Origin of the sequence: Pseudomonas sp., assembly GCF_050739935.1 — a bacterium.
Taxonomy (GTDB): Bacteria; Pseudomonadota; Gammaproteobacteria; order Pseudomonadales; family Pseudomonadaceae; genus Aquipseudomonas.
The window spans coordinates 1-15092 of the sequence record NZ_JBOICF010000015.1 but is presented as its reverse complement, the minus strand read 5'-3'; the positions used below and the strand labels follow the sequence as shown (position 1 = coordinate 15092).

General features: G+C 58.1%; 13 protein-coding genes and 1 pseudogene. 2 read left to right on the top strand and 12 right to left on the bottom strand.

Going from position 1 to position 15092, the window contains the following annotated elements; all coding sequences use genetic code 11:
- Positions 1-32 precede the first annotated feature (32 nt).
- From ACRER8_RS01915 to gcvA, 5 genes are all read right to left on the bottom strand, one after another.
- Entirely contained in the window at positions 33-992 is a 960-nt protein-coding gene (locus ACRER8_RS01915) for an ABC transporter substrate-binding protein (protein ID WP_431744671.1), read from the bottom strand.
- A complete protein-coding gene (locus ACRER8_RS01910; protein WP_431744670.1) occupies positions 989-2113 on the bottom strand; it encodes an NAD(P)/FAD-dependent oxidoreductase in 1125 nt (374 codons plus the stop codon). Before ACRER8_RS01910 ends, ACRER8_RS01915 begins: the two co-directional genes overlap by 4 nt.
- A 13-nt stretch (positions 2114-2126) precedes the next feature.
- Positions 2127-3635: a methionine--tRNA ligase gene (locus ACRER8_RS01905; protein ID WP_431744669.1), complete on the bottom strand. Its 1509-nt coding sequence runs from the start codon at positions 3633-3635 to the stop codon at positions 2127-2129.
- Positions 3635-4078 (bottom strand): cupin domain-containing protein, encoded by a 444-nt coding sequence (locus tag ACRER8_RS01900; protein WP_431744668.1) that lies wholly within the window; start codon positions 4076-4078, stop codon positions 3635-3637. The genes ACRER8_RS01905 and ACRER8_RS01900 overlap by 1 nt, the downstream gene beginning before the upstream one ends.
- A 383-nt stretch (positions 4079-4461) precedes the next feature.
- The gene (gcvA, locus tag ACRER8_RS01895; RefSeq protein ID WP_431744667.1) at positions 4462-5370 is read right to left on the bottom strand and encodes a transcriptional regulator GcvA; all 909 of its coding nucleotides are present in this window, start codon (positions 5368-5370) and stop codon (positions 4462-4464) included.
- Between the two features lie 156 nt (positions 5371-5526).
- Between gcvA and ACRER8_RS01890 the strand changes: the two genes are divergently transcribed.
- Together ACRER8_RS01890 and ACRER8_RS01885 are read left to right on the top strand one after the other, a co-directional pair.
- Positions 5527-6450: a DMT family transporter gene (locus ACRER8_RS01890; protein WP_431744666.1), complete on the top strand. Its 924-nt coding sequence runs from the start codon at positions 5527-5529 to the stop codon at positions 6448-6450.
- Between the two features lie 199 nt (positions 6451-6649).
- Positions 6650-7582, top strand: coding sequence for a LysR substrate-binding domain-containing protein (locus ACRER8_RS01885; protein ID WP_431744665.1), 933 nt, complete (start codon positions 6650-6652; stop codon positions 7580-7582).
- A gap of 151 nt (positions 7583-7733) precedes the next feature.
- Here the strand turns inward: ACRER8_RS01885 and glmS are convergent, their stop codons facing one another.
- From glmS to ACRER8_RS01850, 7 genes and pseudogenes are all read right to left on the bottom strand, one after another.
- A complete protein-coding gene (gene glmS / locus ACRER8_RS01880; RefSeq protein WP_431744664.1) occupies positions 7734-9584 on the bottom strand; it encodes a glutamine--fructose-6-phosphate transaminase (isomerizing) in 1851 nt (616 codons plus the stop codon).
- 9 nt (positions 9585-9593) lie between these two features.
- Positions 9594-10361: a DeoR/GlpR family DNA-binding transcription regulator gene (locus ACRER8_RS01875; protein ID WP_431744663.1), complete on the bottom strand. Its 768-nt coding sequence runs from the start codon at positions 10359-10361 to the stop codon at positions 9594-9596.
- A 269-nt stretch (positions 10362-10630) separates the two neighbouring features.
- Positions 10631-11998 carry a bifunctional UDP-N-acetylglucosamine diphosphorylase/glucosamine-1-phosphate N-acetyltransferase GlmU gene (gene glmU, locus ACRER8_RS01870; RefSeq protein ID WP_431744662.1) on the bottom strand — a complete coding sequence of 456 codons (1368 nt, stop codon included), beginning with the start codon at positions 11996-11998 and terminating at the stop codon, positions 10631-10633.
- A 123-nt stretch (positions 11999-12121) separates the two neighbouring features.
- On the bottom strand, positions 12122-12547 hold the full coding sequence (locus tag ACRER8_RS01865; protein ID WP_431744661.1) for a F0F1 ATP synthase subunit epsilon: 426 nt from the start codon (positions 12545-12547) through the stop codon (positions 12122-12124).
- Positions 12548-12591: 44 nt separating this feature from the next.
- Complete coding sequence (gene atpD, locus ACRER8_RS01860) at positions 12592-13968, bottom strand: F0F1 ATP synthase subunit beta (protein WP_431744660.1); 1377 nt, start codon at positions 13966-13968, stop codon at positions 12592-12594.
- A 28-nt stretch (positions 13969-13996) separates the two neighbouring features.
- Positions 13997-14857, bottom strand: coding sequence for a F0F1 ATP synthase subunit gamma (gene atpG, locus ACRER8_RS01855; protein WP_110951681.1), 861 nt, complete (start codon positions 14855-14857; stop codon positions 13997-13999).
- A 50-nt stretch (positions 14858-14907) separates the two neighbouring features.
- Positions 14908-15092 (bottom strand): annotated as a pseudogene (locus ACRER8_RS01850) (F0F1 ATP synthase subunit alpha); the annotation flags it as partial.

Here is a 15092-nt window from a genome sequence, read left to right as displayed (position 1 = left end):
TCAAAGACGTGGCGAGCCATGGGCGGCCCGATTCAACACAGCAGCCGTCTTTCATGGACGCGCTTGTCGGCGTAGACCCACAGCGAAACCCGGGCGTGATCGTTTTCCCCATCGCTGAAGCTGATGGGGCCTGCGGGTGTGGAAAACTCATCGAAGCGCAACGCATCGAGCAGGTTGCGACGTTGACGCGCGGCGAGGTCCACAAGAGAAAATGCCGCCAGTGTCTCAATGGCGTAGACCGGTGCCGACTCGCCATAAAAGCGCTGGTAAGCGAGGTCAACCGGCTGAGCTTCTGGCAGGTCGCGGGCGATGGGGAAACTGACGGCATACACAACTCCCGTCTCTTCCAAGCCACTAACCAGCGCGGGCGATGCCGCATCGTCGGTGAAAAACAGCGGTAGTCCACAGCCGGAGGCGCGGTTGTCCACAAGGAACTGCCGACTCGCTTTCAACCGCCCGCAAAATACCAGCGCGTCCGCTTGAGCCATGCCATTTACGATCTTGACTGTGGATAACTCCGCAGACGCGCAGGCCGCGTTTTTTAGCTCCTGAAGTTGCCGCTGCCCATGCAGGCTAGAATCGGCAAACAACGCCAGTCTATGCAGACCTGCGCTCTCAGCGAACGCCAGCAACCGTTTGGCCAGGACGCGGTCCGAAGCGCAAACTCGAAAGGTAGTTTTGCCATCCTCGGTCAGCGCCGCGCAGGTAGAGGCCGGAAGGATCAGCGGAATGCCAGCCTGTGCATAACTTCGCACGACCGCCGCAGCGGATTCGGAGGCGAAATGGCCGATGACCGCATCCACTCCGGCATCGATAAAGTGGCTGGCAGCCGCAAGCCCACCGCCGGCGCAGGCGCCATCGTCGAAATACAGATGCTGCGCACGCCGCACGTTGCTGAACAAATGGCTCGATAGATAAACCCCGCGCAAAAAACTTCGAGCGTGCAAAGTGGTGCCGACATCAAGCGCCGCGCAGATACCCAGGCGCATCATGACAACGCCACCTCGGCAAAGCGGGCGGGATGGAACGCTTCCATGATCGAACGATGCTCGGCGTCCATCTGCACCCCGGCCATCAGGCCGCCCAATTCGAAGGCCAGCAATTCGGCGACACTGGGTGCCATCTTGAAGCCAATGCCGCAGAACCCTGTGGCCAGATAGATATGACTGCCGGCGCTGGAGCGACCGATCAGGGGCCGGCCATCATCGGTATAGGCATCCCACGCAATCTGGGTGACGACCGGAAGGCTGTGCTGCCCGTCGAAGCCGAGTCTGGCTACGCGGTCCACGACGTCCTGCTCGTTGTCCATCACCGACAAATTCAGTTGCCAGGCGTGATCGGCGCGATGCCGCCGTTGTCCGCCCACCTGCATCAGATTGCGCCCTATCGGCAGCAAGTACGTATTCAGATGGTGCGCGATGATCGGCATGCTCGGCGCGTCATCGCAGCTCATCCGGGTGAACGGGATGGTGCGTGCATGCACTGCACCATCGGGCCTGGGCAGCGGGCCGTCAGCGCCACAGCAATCGATGATCCAGGTCGCTTCCAGGCACAACTTGCCGGCGTGCACCTGAACGTGGCCTTCGAGTTCGGTACAACGGTCGACCGCAAGATGGTCGAGAAAGGTTGCCTTTTCGCTGACGTATCGGCACAAGTTCGAGACAGTCACCCGGGCATCCACCGTTCCGCCGTTGCGCTCGATAAGCAGGCATTCGTCCTTGCAAAACGCTGTGAAACGACCGTTATCCAGAGCACTCACTGAGGCGTGCAGTTCGATGTTCTGCGTACCCACGCAGCCTACGGCCTCCAGATACTGACCGCATACCTCGGAGCTGGCGATGTAAGCGACGCCGGTTCGCTTGAGCGTCTGTTCGAATATGGCGTGCACAATGCCGGTCCTGCCGTGATGCGCGCCGCGACAGGTCAACGGGCGCAACGCCGGATCCAGCTCCAATCCTCGAACGATACCGCCTGTATCACGAGTCGCCCCCTGACCGCCGCCGACACCCTTCTCCATAAGGGCCACATCCAGGCCGCTTTCGACCAGTGCGGCGGCAATCGACGCGCCCATGACACCGGCGCCGATCACGATCACATCGAATGATGTTTTCATCAGCGTCTCCTGATCAGATCTCGTACTCAACCGCGCTGACATACACCAGTTGGTGGAACACCTCGTTCTCAGTGAAACGGCAGTAGCGCAGGATCTGCTTTGCCAGATCCGGGAATACCGGCGCACCGAGCGCGCCGATCAATGCCATGTACGGCAGGATTCGCTTGCCGAGCAGTTGGCGATCGCGGGCTGCGTTGATCACGTCGGACAGCAGGACCGCCAGGCCTTTCATGCTGAAGTGGTCCACAGAGGTCACTTCGAACCAGCGGGAAACCAGAATCTTGATCGCTGCTGCGTCCGCCGACGTGAGCCTGAGGCTGTCGCCATCGACCCGCTCGCGCTCGGCCTGAGCCGCCAGCTTCCCCAGCACTTCGTTGAAGGTTTCCCTGCGCCAGGCGGCGAATTTCTCCACGTCGAAGTCGTCGGTGTCCTGCTCGGGTGCGATCAACGCCAGATAAAACCGCGCGCTGTCGGTGCAGGCATCGGCGACCAGATCCCGCGCCCAGATCGCGTAGTTGCGGCTAGTGGACAGGTTCTTGCCGTTCAACGTCAGAAACTGATTGGTGTAGAAGGTCTGGCGCATGCGATAGCCATGCATGGTCTGCAGCAGCGCCGGATAAACCATCATGTGACTGAACGCGCAGTCATAACCGAGAAAGTGCACAAGCCGACCCTTGCCTGAACGGCAGTATTCGTCGTACTCCCACGGCGCATGTTTGTGCTCGTTGAGGTATTCACGAAACGCACCCAGGTAGCCAGACAGGCCCATCACCCAGGTATGGATGCGCCGACTGCCGTCAGGCTTGAGATCCAGACCGCCGTCATGAGGGCGAGTAATCCCCCAGTCTACTGGGCCGATCTCGAATTCCTCATTGAGGAACCGGCGAATGAAGGGCCGTAACGGCGCGTGCTCGAACGTTGCCTTGAGGTGATTGCGGATGTTGGAGAGCGCCAAAAACTCACGCTCCACCGGCCGCCAGATCATCTGCGAAGAGCACAGCTTGCAGCGAAAGTCGCTCATCTTCGATGCGTTGGGGGTATGGGCGCATTCTTCACACTGGCTGGCGTCGGAGTCCGAACCGCAGTAATCGCAATTGCCTCGCCCGAACGCTTCATAACCCCATTTATCACAGTGTTCGCAATAGGGTTCCTGGCTGACTTTCCTGTAAATGGCTCCCGCCTTCACGGCATATTCGTAGGTTTCCTCAACGGCCTTCTTGAAGTAGTTATTGCGATAAGGGCGCATCCAGAAATCGACTTCGATGCCCATCTTTTTCAGGGTGTCGTTGATCTTGTCGGTGTTCTCCAGCGCCAGCTCCTGCGGCGCCCGATCCAGCTCGATCCCGCGGCGCAGCATGTACGACTGATAGTCGTCCGAGTACGACACCAGCGTGCAGTCATGGCCGCGCTGACGTTGCGCCCGGGCGTAGATATCAGCAGCCAGGAAAGGACCTGCCATGTGGCCGATGTGCAGATCGCCGTTGGGCGTCGGGGGCGTGATGGTAACCAGGAGCTTGCCCATTACGAAGCCCTCTGATCGGACACGTCATGGAGCGTCGCCTTCTGCAGGGCAAACTTGTTCAGCGCCACGGCTTGCCGGGCATCTTCATCGAGAAAACGATTGGCTGAGTCGCGATCCCACCAGACCACATAAAAATGAAAGTCTTCGTCGGTATCGTTGAGCACGTAATGATCGGTGTGTTTCGGAATGGCGGCGATGTCGCCCATGGTGAAAGGGTAAGTCTGGTCGCCCACCACCAGCTTTGCGGTGCCTTTGATGCCGATGAAAAACTCTTGATCGATCTGCGTATGGGACAGCGATTTGGTGCCCGGGCGGACTACGCACCAACCGCCGCCAATGGGTGTTGGATAACCGTCCCAGGGAAGAAGCCTGGACCCATCCAGATCGTATTCATGAACCAGCTTGTCCCACACCATGGGGCGGAAAATTTGAAAGTCTGCCATGAGGTTCTCCTTCAGCCCGGAGCATCCCTGCTCGTTACCGACGCCAGCCAGTGCCAGACGACGCCGTTGAGTAGAGAGATAAGCTGAAGAAAATCGGCAGAGGGAGCAAACAAGAAATACGCAATTACCGGTTAAGTTTGACTTAACTCAAGTTTGCTTAATCAACAGGCTTATCAGCTGGTTATATGATTTTTTGGGGTATGTATGTTGCGCTGGCAACACTGAAGCGGGACTTAACTATCACGATAAAGAGCCGTGGATGTACTGAACCCTGTGGGAGTGAGCTTGCTTACGAAAGTTGACTTCCAAACTCCACGTCTGCTGAGGATGTATTGGCTCTTTCGTGAGCAAGCTCACTCGATCGCAGCCCCGAAAACGCAGCCTCAACGTGTGGTGAATTCCCGTTGGCTGGCGACCGCCTGAGACACGAGCCAATCCCGGAACTGGCGACTGGATTTGGGCAGGATGGCAGTTTCGTCGTACACCAGGTAATAAGCGATGGGTGTATCGATGGTGGCGCGGAACGGCACGACCAAACGACCGGAAGCAAGCTCTTCGCGGACCAGCGAACGCCGCACCAGCGCGATACCCATGCCCGCCAGCGCGGCCTCGATCACACCGTTGGAATCCACGAAAACAGAGCCTCTGTGCACCGCAGCCTCGGCATCTCCGATACCCACGGCCCTGAGCCACAACGCCCAGTCTTCGCGATGTTCGTCGTGAAGCAGATTGTAGTTCTTGAGATCGATGGGCGAAGACAGATAGCGCGAATCAGGTAGCAGACTTGGCGCACAGACCGGCTGCAGACGATCGTTGATGAGCATCTCGACTTCAAGACCCGGATAGCGTCCCAGACCATGACGCACGGCAAAGTCCACGCCATCGCCCAGCAGATCCACCAGCCGGTTGGTGGTGCTGATCAGCACTTCGATACCGGGACAGATCGCCTGAAAATCCGGCAAACGTGGCAACAGCCATTGCATCGCAAAGCCGCTGGTGCAGCTGACGGTAATGGTATTGGGGCCGTTATCGCTCATTAGGCGTTGGGTCGCGTCGGAGATCTGGCCAAGCGCCGGGCGGATGGCACGCAGATATATCTTGCCTTCTGGCGTCAGCTCAAGACGCTTGGTATTGCGAATGAACAGAGTGACGCCGACGGCCTTTTCCAGCTTGGCTATCTGTTGGCTGATCGCCGCCGGTGTGACGAAAAGCTCACCCGCCGCGCTCTTCATGCTGGCGTGACGCCCCGTCGCTTCAAAACACAACAAGGCGTACAGGGGCGGGAATTTCATGCCGGTCCTCAGTTAAGAAAAACTAATGCGATTTAGAAAAGCTCGCTTGAGCCGGGCTTTGGACACTGCTCAAATCATCACATCGCGGCTCGACAAGCGTCAATCCACATGTTTCCAGCCGTTCTATTGAAAGCTTGGGATTGGGAAGGAAGTGCCATGCGTCCAGCTGATTTTGTTCGACTACTTCTGCTCGCAGCAATTTGGGGTGCAAGTTTTCTGTTCATGCGCGTGGCTGCTCCGGTATTAGGCGCACTACCGACAGCTTTCTTCCGCGTATTGCTGGGCGCTATCGGTTTATTGGTGATATTGGCGATTCTAAAAACACGCCACGACTTCCAGGGCAAACTTAAAGCCACCATGGTGTTGGGCATCATCAACTCCGGCATACCCTTTTTGATGTACAGCATGGCGGCCTTGTTATTACCGGCCGGCTATTCCGCCATTCTCAATGCCACCACACCGTTGATGGGCGTATTGATTGGCTCGATGTTTTTCAATGATTCGCTGACCCCGAAAAAAGCCGCTGGCGTATTGATTGGCCTGTTGGGGATAACCTTGCTCACCACTACCGGGCCCGTGACCTTCACCAGCACGGTGGTAATGGGCGCGCTGGCATGTCTGGTCGCGACCAGTTGCTACGGCGCGGCAGGATTCCTCACCCGGCAGTGGATCGCCGACAGGGGCGGGCTCGATGCCAAGCTCGTCGCATTTGGCAGCCAGATCGGCGCCACACTCTTCCTCGCGCCGTTCTTCGGTATCTCTGCGGCCGTCAATCCGCCCGCCAGCTGGGGCGATTCCACCGTCTGGTTGTCGCTGGCAGCGGTCGGCTTTGTTTGCACGGCCTGCGCCTACATTCTTTATTTCCGCTTGATCGCTGATATCGGCCCGGTTCGTTCGTTGACGGTGACTTTTCTGATCCCGCCATTCGGTGTGCTCTGGGGCGTGATGTTCCTGGATGAACACCTGTCAGCCGGTCATCTGTACGGCGGCGGCCTGATCTGCGTGGCGGTGTGGTTCGTGCTCAGCAAAAGCAAATCCAAACCTGCACCGCAAACGCAGGACTCTCCCGCAGCGACGTGATTTCAATAGTTATCCACAGCCGAACCCACGAGGGTGCCTGCTGGTGTTTACCAGACAGGGCTCAGCTGGCCCCACCTTTGTCAAAAGGCTTCGCGGGCATGGGATAAATGCAGGCTTTGGGAAGTCACGATATGGCAACACCAACAGACGCATTCATCCCTCGGCCTATTGGCCGTTGCATCCGGGCGGAGTATGCACGATGAGCAGAGCGATCCCATTGATTGCCCTTCGCACCTTCGTCGAGGTGTGCAAGGTCGGCAGTATGAAACGCGCCGCAGATCACCTGTGCGTGTCGCCCGCTGCCATAAGCCAGCAAATCAAAGGCCTGGAGGATCAGATCGGCAAGCGCCTGTTCGAACGTGACGCGAAGGGCATCCAACTGACCGCCAGCGGTAGGATGCTGTTCGACGAGCTGTCCGATACCTTCGACATGATCGAGAAAGCGTGGTCGGGCGCGGCGCTCAAACAGCCCCGGCAGACCCGCCTGGTGATCAGCACCACCTCCACCATCGCCAGTTCCTGGCTGATCCCCGCGCTGGGCGACTTCAAGGAGCGTTGCCCGAACATCGAAATCTCGATCCAGATCTGCAATGGTCTTTCCGACCTCAAGCATGGCCACGTGGATATCTCTATCCAGCGGGAAATGACCACCAACCTCGATAACCACGCTACCCGACTGTGGTCGTCTTATCTGATTCCGGTGTGCAGCCCGAACCTGCTCGCCAAACAAGCCAGCATTGAAAGTCCACAGGACTGCCTGACTTATCCACTGCTGCAGGACACCGAGCGTAATTACTGGAAGGTGTGGATGAACGCGTTCGGCATGAGCAATCGCAAGATGATTCAGGGGTCAAGCTATGGCGATGAGTCGCTGTTGATAAGTGCTGCATGTGCCGGCCAGGGCATCGCGCTGGTCAGCAATGTCTTTGCCTCCGAGGCCCTGCGTTCCAAGCGTCTGGTGCAAGTGACAAACAGCACCTGTGAGCTGAAATTCGATTACTTCGTGTACTGCGCCAAGGAACGGCGCGAAGAATGGGCAATCGTCGAATTCATGAAATGGGCAGTGCAGCAGGCGAGCAAGACCGCCAAAGGCCATCATCGGGAACTGGCTTCCGCGCACAAGGTGGCGTGAGCCTGTAGCAAGGTGAGCAAGCGCGCTGTTGATTTATTACGCTGTCACGCCAGTGCGCTTTGAGGGTGTGCGCCGGATCGACACACATCTGTTCCTTGAGACTCGTTTTTGATCTAAAGGAACAAATGTGTGCATTCGCGCTGTGGATAACTTATTCCACAGTTACCGATTTCGCCAGGTTACGTGGCTGATCCACGTCCGTTCCCTTGAGCACAGCGACGTAGTACGACAGCAACTGCAGCGGGATGGTGTACAGGATCGGCGCCAGTGCGTCGACGATGTGTGGCATCGAGATGACGTGGGTGCCGGTTCCATTGTTAAGGCCTGCTTGCTCGTCGGCGAAGACGATCAGTTCACCACCGCGGGCGCGGACTTCCTGGAGGTTGGATTTCAGCTTTTCCAACAGTTCGTTGTTCGGCGCTACGGTCACCACAGGCATGTCGCCGTCTACCAGCGCCAAGGGACCGTGTTTCAGCTCTCCTGCCGGGTAGGCTTCGGCGTGGATGTAAGAAATCTCCTTGAGTTTGAGCGCGCCTTCCATCGCTACAGGGAATTGTGCGCCACGCCCCAGGAACAGGGTGTGGTTCTTTTCGGCAAACAGCTCTGCGACTTTTTCCACAGTGTTGTCCATCGCCAGCGCTTCACCCAGCCGGGTCGGCAGGCGACGCAGTTCTTCTACCAGTTCGGCCTCGACACCGGCGTCCAGCGAGCCTTTTACCTGGCCAATTGAAAGAGTCAGCAGCATCAGGGCGACCAATTGGGTGGTGAACGCCTTGGTCGACGCTACGCCGATTTCCGGACCGGCCTGTGTCAGTAACGTCAGGTCGGACTCACGGACCAGCGAGCTGATGCCGACGTTGCAGATGGCGAGGCTGGCGAGGAAGCCCCCTTCTTTTGGAGACAGCAGCTTGGCGTTGCGCAGCGCTGCCAGTGTGTCGGCGGTTTCGCCGGACTGAGAGATTGAAACGAACAGCGTGTCCGGCTGCACTGCAACCTTGCGATAGCGAAACTCGCTGGCAACCTCGACCTGACATGGAATGCCGGCCAGACCTTCCAGCCAGTAACGGGCGACCATGCCCGCGTGGTAACTGGTGCCGCAGGCGACGATCTGTACGTTGCGAACCTTGGCGAACAGCTCGGCAGCCTGGGGGCCAAATGCTTGCACCAGCACTTGCTCCTGACCAAGACGACCTTCCAGCGTGCGCTGCACGACCTTTGGCTGCTCGTGGATTTCCTTGAGCATGAAGTGGCGGAACTCACCCTTGTCGGCGGCTTCGGCGCCTTCCCGGTATTGCACCACTTCGCGTTCGACAGGAAGGCCGGCGGCGGTCCATATCTGCACGCTGTCGCGGCGGATCTCAGCGATGTCGCCTTCTTCCAGATACATGAAGCGGTCAGTGACTTGGCGCAACGCCAGTTGATCGGACGCGAGGAAGTTCTCCCCAAGGCCAAGACCGACCACCAAAGGGCTGCCGCTGCGGGCCGCGACCAAGCGATCCGGTTGCTTAGCGCTGATCACAGCCAGACCATAGGCGCCGTGCAATTCCTTGACCGTAGCTTTCAGCGCGGCGGTCAGATCAGGCGTTTCCTGCAGCTTGTGGTGCAGCAGATGGACGATGACCTCGGTGTCCGTGTCCGAGGTAAACAAGTAGCCCAGACCCTTCAGGCGCTCACGCAGCGGCTCATGGTTTTCGATGATGCCGTTGTGGACAACTGCCAGTTCTCCGCTGGAAAAGTGCGGGTGAGCGTTCTGCTCAATCGGCGCACCATGAGTCGCCCACCGAGTATGGGCGATGCCTAGACGGCCGACGAGAGGTTCGCCAGCCAGCGATTGCTCAAGCTCGTTGACCTTGCCTACGCGACGGCGGCGTTCGAGCACACCAGCGTTACTGAACAACGCAACGCCCGCGCTATCGTAGCCGCGATATTCCAGGCGCTTGAGGCCCTCCAGCAGGATGGCAGTGACATTACGTTCAGCGACGGCGCCGACGATTCCACACATGGTCTTCTCCTAGGAAACTGCGGCGCAGATCAAAGTAACGCCGCGGGCCTGAATTTGTTCGCGCGCCTCACGGGGCAGGCGATCATCGGTGATAAGCGTATGGATGCTGCTCCACGGCAGCTCCAGGTTGGGGATCTTGCGGCCGACTTTGTCGGCTTCGACCATCACGATCACTTCCCGAGCCACCTCAGCCATTACCCGGCTCAGCCCCAGCAGTTCGTTGAAGGTCGTGGTGCCGCGCAGCAAATCGATGCCGTCGGCACCAATGAACAATTGATCGAAATCATAGGATCGCAGCACTTGCTCGGCGACCTGCCCCTGAAAGGATTCCGAATGAGGATCCCAGGTGCCACCGGTCATCAACAGCACCGGCTCATGTTCCAGTTCGCCCAAAGCGTTGGCCACATGCAGGGAGTTGGTCATGACCACCAGACCTGGCTGCAGCCCGAGTTGCGGAATCATCGCTGCAGTCGTACTGCCACTGTCGATGATGATCCGGGCGTGCTCACGAATACGGGCGACAGCTGCACGGGCGATAGCTTGCTTGTAGCGAGAGACCGGCTGGCCAGGCTCACCAATGAGCTCTTGGGGCATGGGAACGGCGCCGCCATAGCGTCGAAGTAGCAGACCGTTGCTTTCCAGCGCGGCCAGGTCCTTACGAACCGTAACCTCGGACGTTTCAAAACGCTTGGCCAAGGCATCAACACTCACTTCGCCCTGCTCGTTAAGCAGTGCAAGGATATTGTGGCGACGCTGAGGAGTATTACGTTTCGACATGCTGGCCCTAAGTTTCGTTTCGAAAGATAACGAAGCCAATAGAAACCGATCGAAAGATATTCGTCAAGGTCGAGAGTTCATCTTTTTCGAATTCGCTGAGTCTGTAGCAACACGGTTTGCCAGCAGCAGCGACTTTGGAGCCGCCACCGCTGCGTCATGCGGACCGGGATTCAGGAACTCCATCGGATGAAGCCACGCGTCACATGCAGGGACCTGAATCGAGGTTGATGTCGTCTTGTGTATCCGATCCCGTTCAATTGTGGATAACTTCAGCTTTTCTTGATTTTTACTGGTCGTTTCCAACCGTCGATGTTGCGCTGGCGGGCGCGGGCCACGGCAAGTTGCTCGGGAGCCACATCCTGATTGATGGTAGAGCCTGCGGCGGTAGTCGCGCCGGACGAGATATCCACAGGCGCGACCAACGAATTGTTGGAGCCAATGAACACGTCCTCCCCCAACACCGTCTTGTGCTTATTTGCGCCATCGTAGTTACAGGTAATCGTCCCTGCACCGATGTTTGTGCGCGCGCCGATGACGGCGTCTCCCAGATAGGTCAAGTGGCCGGCCTTGGCGCCCTCGCCCATCTCTGCGTTCTTCAGCTCGACGAAGTTACCCACATGCGCACGTGGCCCCAGAACGCTGCCTGGACGCAGCCGTGCGAATGGGCCCGCGTCGGCGTGCTCGCCAACAATCGCACCTTCCAGATGACTATTGGCCTTGATGATCGCCCCTTTGCGCAGGGTGCTGTTCTTGATCACGCAGTTCGGGCCGATGGACACGTCGTCTTCGATGACCACGCGACCTTCAAGAATGACGTTGATGTCGATCATCACATCTCGGCCAACGATCACTTCGCCGCGCACATCGAAACGCGCAGGGTCGCGCAGGGTCACGCCAAGTCCCATCAGACGGCGAGCTTCGCGCAACTGATAGTGGCGCTCAAGGTCGGCGAGTTGTTTGCGATCGTTGGCGCCCTGAACTTCCATGGCATCCAGAGGCTGCGTAGTGGCCACGGTCAGGCCGTCGTTGACCGCCATGGCGATTACGTCGGTCAGGTAATACTCACCTTGGGCGTTGTGGTTCGACAGACGACCGAGCCAGTCACCCAGCCGTTTGCCAGGCACTGCGAGAATTCCGGTGTTGCCTTCCTTGATGGCTTTCTGCGCGTCGCTGGCGTCTTTTTGCTCGACGATAGCGCTGACGCGGTTCTCGGCGTCCCGCACGATACGGCCATAGCCGGTCGGATCTTCGAGATTGACCGTCAGCAGGCCCAGTTGTTGATCGTTGACCAGGGTCAACAGCCGTTGCAGGGTCTCGACTTCAATCAGCGGCACGTCGCCGTAGAGGATCAGCACGGTATCCGCGTTGATCTCGGGCACGGCTTGCGCGACGGCGTGGCCGGTGCCCAGCTGTTTGTCCTGCAGCACGAAGTTCAGATCATCTGCCGCGAGCTGCTCGCGTACCAGGTCCGCGCCGTGGCCGATCACCACCTGAATGCTCTGGGGTGACAGCTGGCGCGCGCTGTAGATAACGTGGCCCAGCATGGAGTTACCGGCGACCGGGTGCAGAACCTTAGGCAAGGCAGAACGCATGCGAGTGCCCTGACCGGCGGCAAGAATGACGATATCGAGAGACATGAGGAGGTTCCAGGCGAGCGAGCCGCAGTCTAGACCGGGCTGTGATTCAGGAAAAAAGCTGAAAAAAGAAAAAGGGTAGCCGAGGCTACCCTTTTACTCAATCGCGTGTGGGAGTCGTCGACCTTAGCCGCCGAACTTCTTGCGAATTTGCTGAACGGTGCGCAGCTGGGCTGCGGCCTCCGCCAGACGTGCAGCTGCAGATCCGTAATCGAAATCTGCGCCTTTCTCGTTCAGGGCGCGCTCGGCAGCCTTCAGGGCTTCCTGAGCAGAGGCTTCGTCCAGGTCGGCAGCGCGTTGCACAGTATCGGCAAGCACTTTGACCATGTTCGGTTGAACCTCAAGGAAACCACCGGAGATGTAAAACACCTCGGCTTCTCCACCCTGTTTGATCAGACGGATCGGACCCGGCTTCAGATCAGTGATCAGCGGCGCGTGACCTGGAGCAATACCAATATCACCCAGGTTACCGTGTGCAATCACCATCTCGACCAGACCGGAGAAAATCTCTCCTTCCGCGCTGACGATATCGCAATGGACTGTCATAGCCATTTGCCTGCCTCAACCTGATTAGCGCCCGTTGCCGGGCGCCTGGATTACAGTTTCTTGGCTTTCTCGATCGCTTCTTCGATGCCGCCGACCATGTAGAACGCTTGTTCTGGCAGATGGTCGTACTCACCGGCGAGGATGCCTTTGAAGCCAGCAATGGTGTCTTTCAGGGAAACGTATTTACCCGAAGCACCAGTGAAGACCTCAGCCACGAAGAACGGCTGCGACAGGAAGCGCTGAATCTTACGAGCGCGGGATACCAACTGCTTGTCGGTTTCCGACAGCTCGTCCATACCCAGGATCGCGATGATGTCTTTCAGCTCTTTGTAGCGCTGCAGAACGTACTGGACGCCGCGAGCGGTGTCGTAGTGGTCCTGGCCGATAACATTCGGGTCCAGCTGGCGCGAAGTCGAGTCCAGTGGATCGACCGCTGGGTAGATACCCAGGGAAGCGATGTCACGGGACAGAACGACGGTGGCGTCCAAGTGGGCGAAAGTGGTCGCTGGCGATGGATCGGTCAAGTCGTCCGCTGGTACGTATACCGCCTGGATCGAGGTGATCGAACCTTCCTTGGTCGAAGTGATGCGCTCTTGCAGCACGCCCATCTCTTCAGCAAGAGTCGGCTGGTAACCTACTGCCGAAGGCATACGGCCCAGCAGCGCGGATACTTCGGTACCGGCCAGGGTGTAACGATAGATGTTGTCGACGAACAGCAGAACGTCGTTACCCTCGTCACGGAATTTCTCGGCCATGGTCAGGCCGGTCAGAGCTACGCGCAGACGGTTTCCCGGCGGCTCGTTCATCTGGCCGTATACCAGTGCCACTTTGTCCAGAACGTTGGAGTCCTTCATCTCGTGGTAGAAGTCGTTACCCTCACGAGTACGCTCACCCACACCGGCGAACACAGAATAACCACTGTGCTCGATGGCGATGTTACGGATCAGTTCCATCATGTTTACGGTCTTGCCGACACCGGCGCCACCGAACAGACCGACTTTACCGCCTTTGGCGAACGGGCAAACCAAGTCAATAACCTTGATGCCGGTTTCCAGCAGATCGTTGCCGCCTGCCTGTTCAGCGAACGAAGGCGCAGGACGGTGAATACCCCAGCGCTCTTCGGTGTCGATCGGACCAGCTTCGTCAATCGGGTTGCCCAGTACGTCCATGATCCGGCCCAGCGTCGCTTTACCGACCGGTACGGAGATGGCTGCGCCAGTGTCGACAACGTCCAGACCGCGCTTCAAGCCTTCGGTGGAGCCCATCGCAATGGTACGAACTACGCCGTCGCCCAGCTGTTGCTGAACTTCCAGGGTAGTTTCCGCGCCTTGTACTTTCAGCGCGTTGTAGATGCTCGGTACGCTGTCGCGTGGAAATTCCACGTCGATCACGGCGCCGATGATTTGAACGATACGTCCGCTACTCATTAGCTGGATCCTCTGAATATTTGAACCGTTAAACCGCGGCAGCGCCGCCGACGATTTCCGAGATCTCTTGGGTGATCGCTGCCTGACGCGCCTTGTTGTAGATCAGCTGCAAATCGCTGATCAGGTCACCGGCGTTGTCAGTGGCGTTCTTCATCGCGATCATCCGCGCGGCTTGTTCAGCTGCGTTGTTCTCGACCACCGCCTGATACACCTGCGACTCCACGTAACGGACCATCAAGCCGTCCAGCAGCTCTTTGGCGTCGGGTTCGTACAGGTAATCCCAGTGGTGCTTGAGTTCTTGATCCTGGGTTGCGACCAACGGAATCAACTGCTCGACCGTTGGTTGCTGAGTCATGGTGTTGATGAACTTGTTGGATACCACGGACAGGCGGTCAATACGGCCCTCCAGGTAGGCATCCAGCATCACCTTGACGCTGCCGATCAAATCGTTGATCGACGGCTCTTCGCCCAAGTGGCTGATCGCAGCGACGACGTTACCGCCGAAGTTGCGGAAAAACGCCGCACCTTTGCTGCCGACCACACACAGATCGATCTCTACGCCGTTTTCACGGTTCTTCGCCATGTCCTTGACCAAAGCCTTGAACAGGTTGGTATTCAAGCCACCACACAGACCACGGTCACTGCTTACCACGATATAACCGACGCGCTTTACTTCACGGTCGATCATGAACGGATGGCGGTATTCCGGGTTAGCGTTGGCAAGATGACCAATCACCTGGCGGATGCGCTCCGCGTAAGGACGGCTAGCAGCCATGCGCATTTGAGCCTTGCGCATTTTGCTGACCGCCACTTTTTCCATGGCGCTGGTGATCTTTTGCGTGCTTTTGATGCTCGCAATCTTGCTGCGAATCTCTTTTGCGCCTGCCATGTAACACCTATCAGGTTAGCAAGCGGGAGCCTCGCGACTCCCGCTGCGGCTTACCAGGTTTGGGTGGCCTTGAACTTCTCGATACCGGCTTTGAGGCCAGAATCGATTTCGTCATTGAAGTCACCCTTCACGTTGATCTTGGCCATCAAATCGGCGTGATCGCGGTTGAAGTAAGCAATCAGCGCTTGTTCGAAGCTGCCGACTTTGGCGATTTCAACGTCGGTCAGGAACCCAC

What these genes read in the sequence shown, in the direction of transcription:
- ACRER8_RS01915 (WP_431744671.1), bottom strand. Translation starts at nt 992, where the DNA reads ATGATGCGCCTGGGTATCTGCGCGGCGCTTGATGTCGGCACCACTTTG.
- ACRER8_RS01910 (WP_431744670.1), bottom strand. Translation starts at nt 2,113, where the DNA reads ATGAAAACATCATTCGATGTGATCGTGATCGGCGCCGGTGTCATGGGC.
- ACRER8_RS01905 (WP_431744669.1), bottom strand. Translation starts at nt 3,635, where the DNA reads ATGGGCAAGCTCCTGGTTACCATCACGCCCCCGACGCCCAACGGCGAT.
- ACRER8_RS01900 (WP_431744668.1), bottom strand. Translation starts at nt 4,078, where the DNA reads ATGGCAGACTTTCAAATTTTCCGCCCCATGGTGTGGGACAAGCTGGTT.
- gcvA (WP_431744667.1), bottom strand. Translation starts at nt 5,370, where the DNA reads ATGAAATTCCCGCCCCTGTACGCCTTGTTGTGTTTTGAAGCGACGGGG.
- ACRER8_RS01890 (WP_431744666.1), top strand. Translation starts at nt 5,527, where the DNA reads ATGCGTCCAGCTGATTTTGTTCGACTACTTCTGCTCGCAGCAATTTGG.
- ACRER8_RS01885 (WP_431744665.1), top strand. Translation starts at nt 6,650, where the DNA reads ATGAGCAGAGCGATCCCATTGATTGCCCTTCGCACCTTCGTCGAGGTG.
- glmS (WP_431744664.1), bottom strand. Translation starts at nt 9,584, where the DNA reads ATGTGTGGAATCGTCGGCGCCGTCGCTGAACGTAATGTCACTGCCATC.
- ACRER8_RS01875 (WP_431744663.1), bottom strand. Translation starts at nt 10,361, where the DNA reads ATGTCGAAACGTAATACTCCTCAGCGTCGCCACAATATCCTTGCACTG.
- glmU (WP_431744662.1), bottom strand. Translation starts at nt 11,998, where the DNA reads ATGTCTCTCGATATCGTCATTCTTGCCGCCGGTCAGGGCACTCGCATG.
- ACRER8_RS01865 (WP_431744661.1), bottom strand. Translation starts at nt 12,547, where the DNA reads ATGGCTATGACAGTCCATTGCGATATCGTCAGCGCGGAAGGAGAGATT.
- atpD (WP_431744660.1), bottom strand. Translation starts at nt 13,968, where the DNA reads ATGAGTAGCGGACGTATCGTTCAAATCATCGGCGCCGTGATCGACGTG.
- atpG (WP_110951681.1), bottom strand. Translation starts at nt 14,857, where the DNA reads ATGGCAGGCGCAAAAGAGATTCGCAGCAAGATTGCGAGCATCAAAAGC.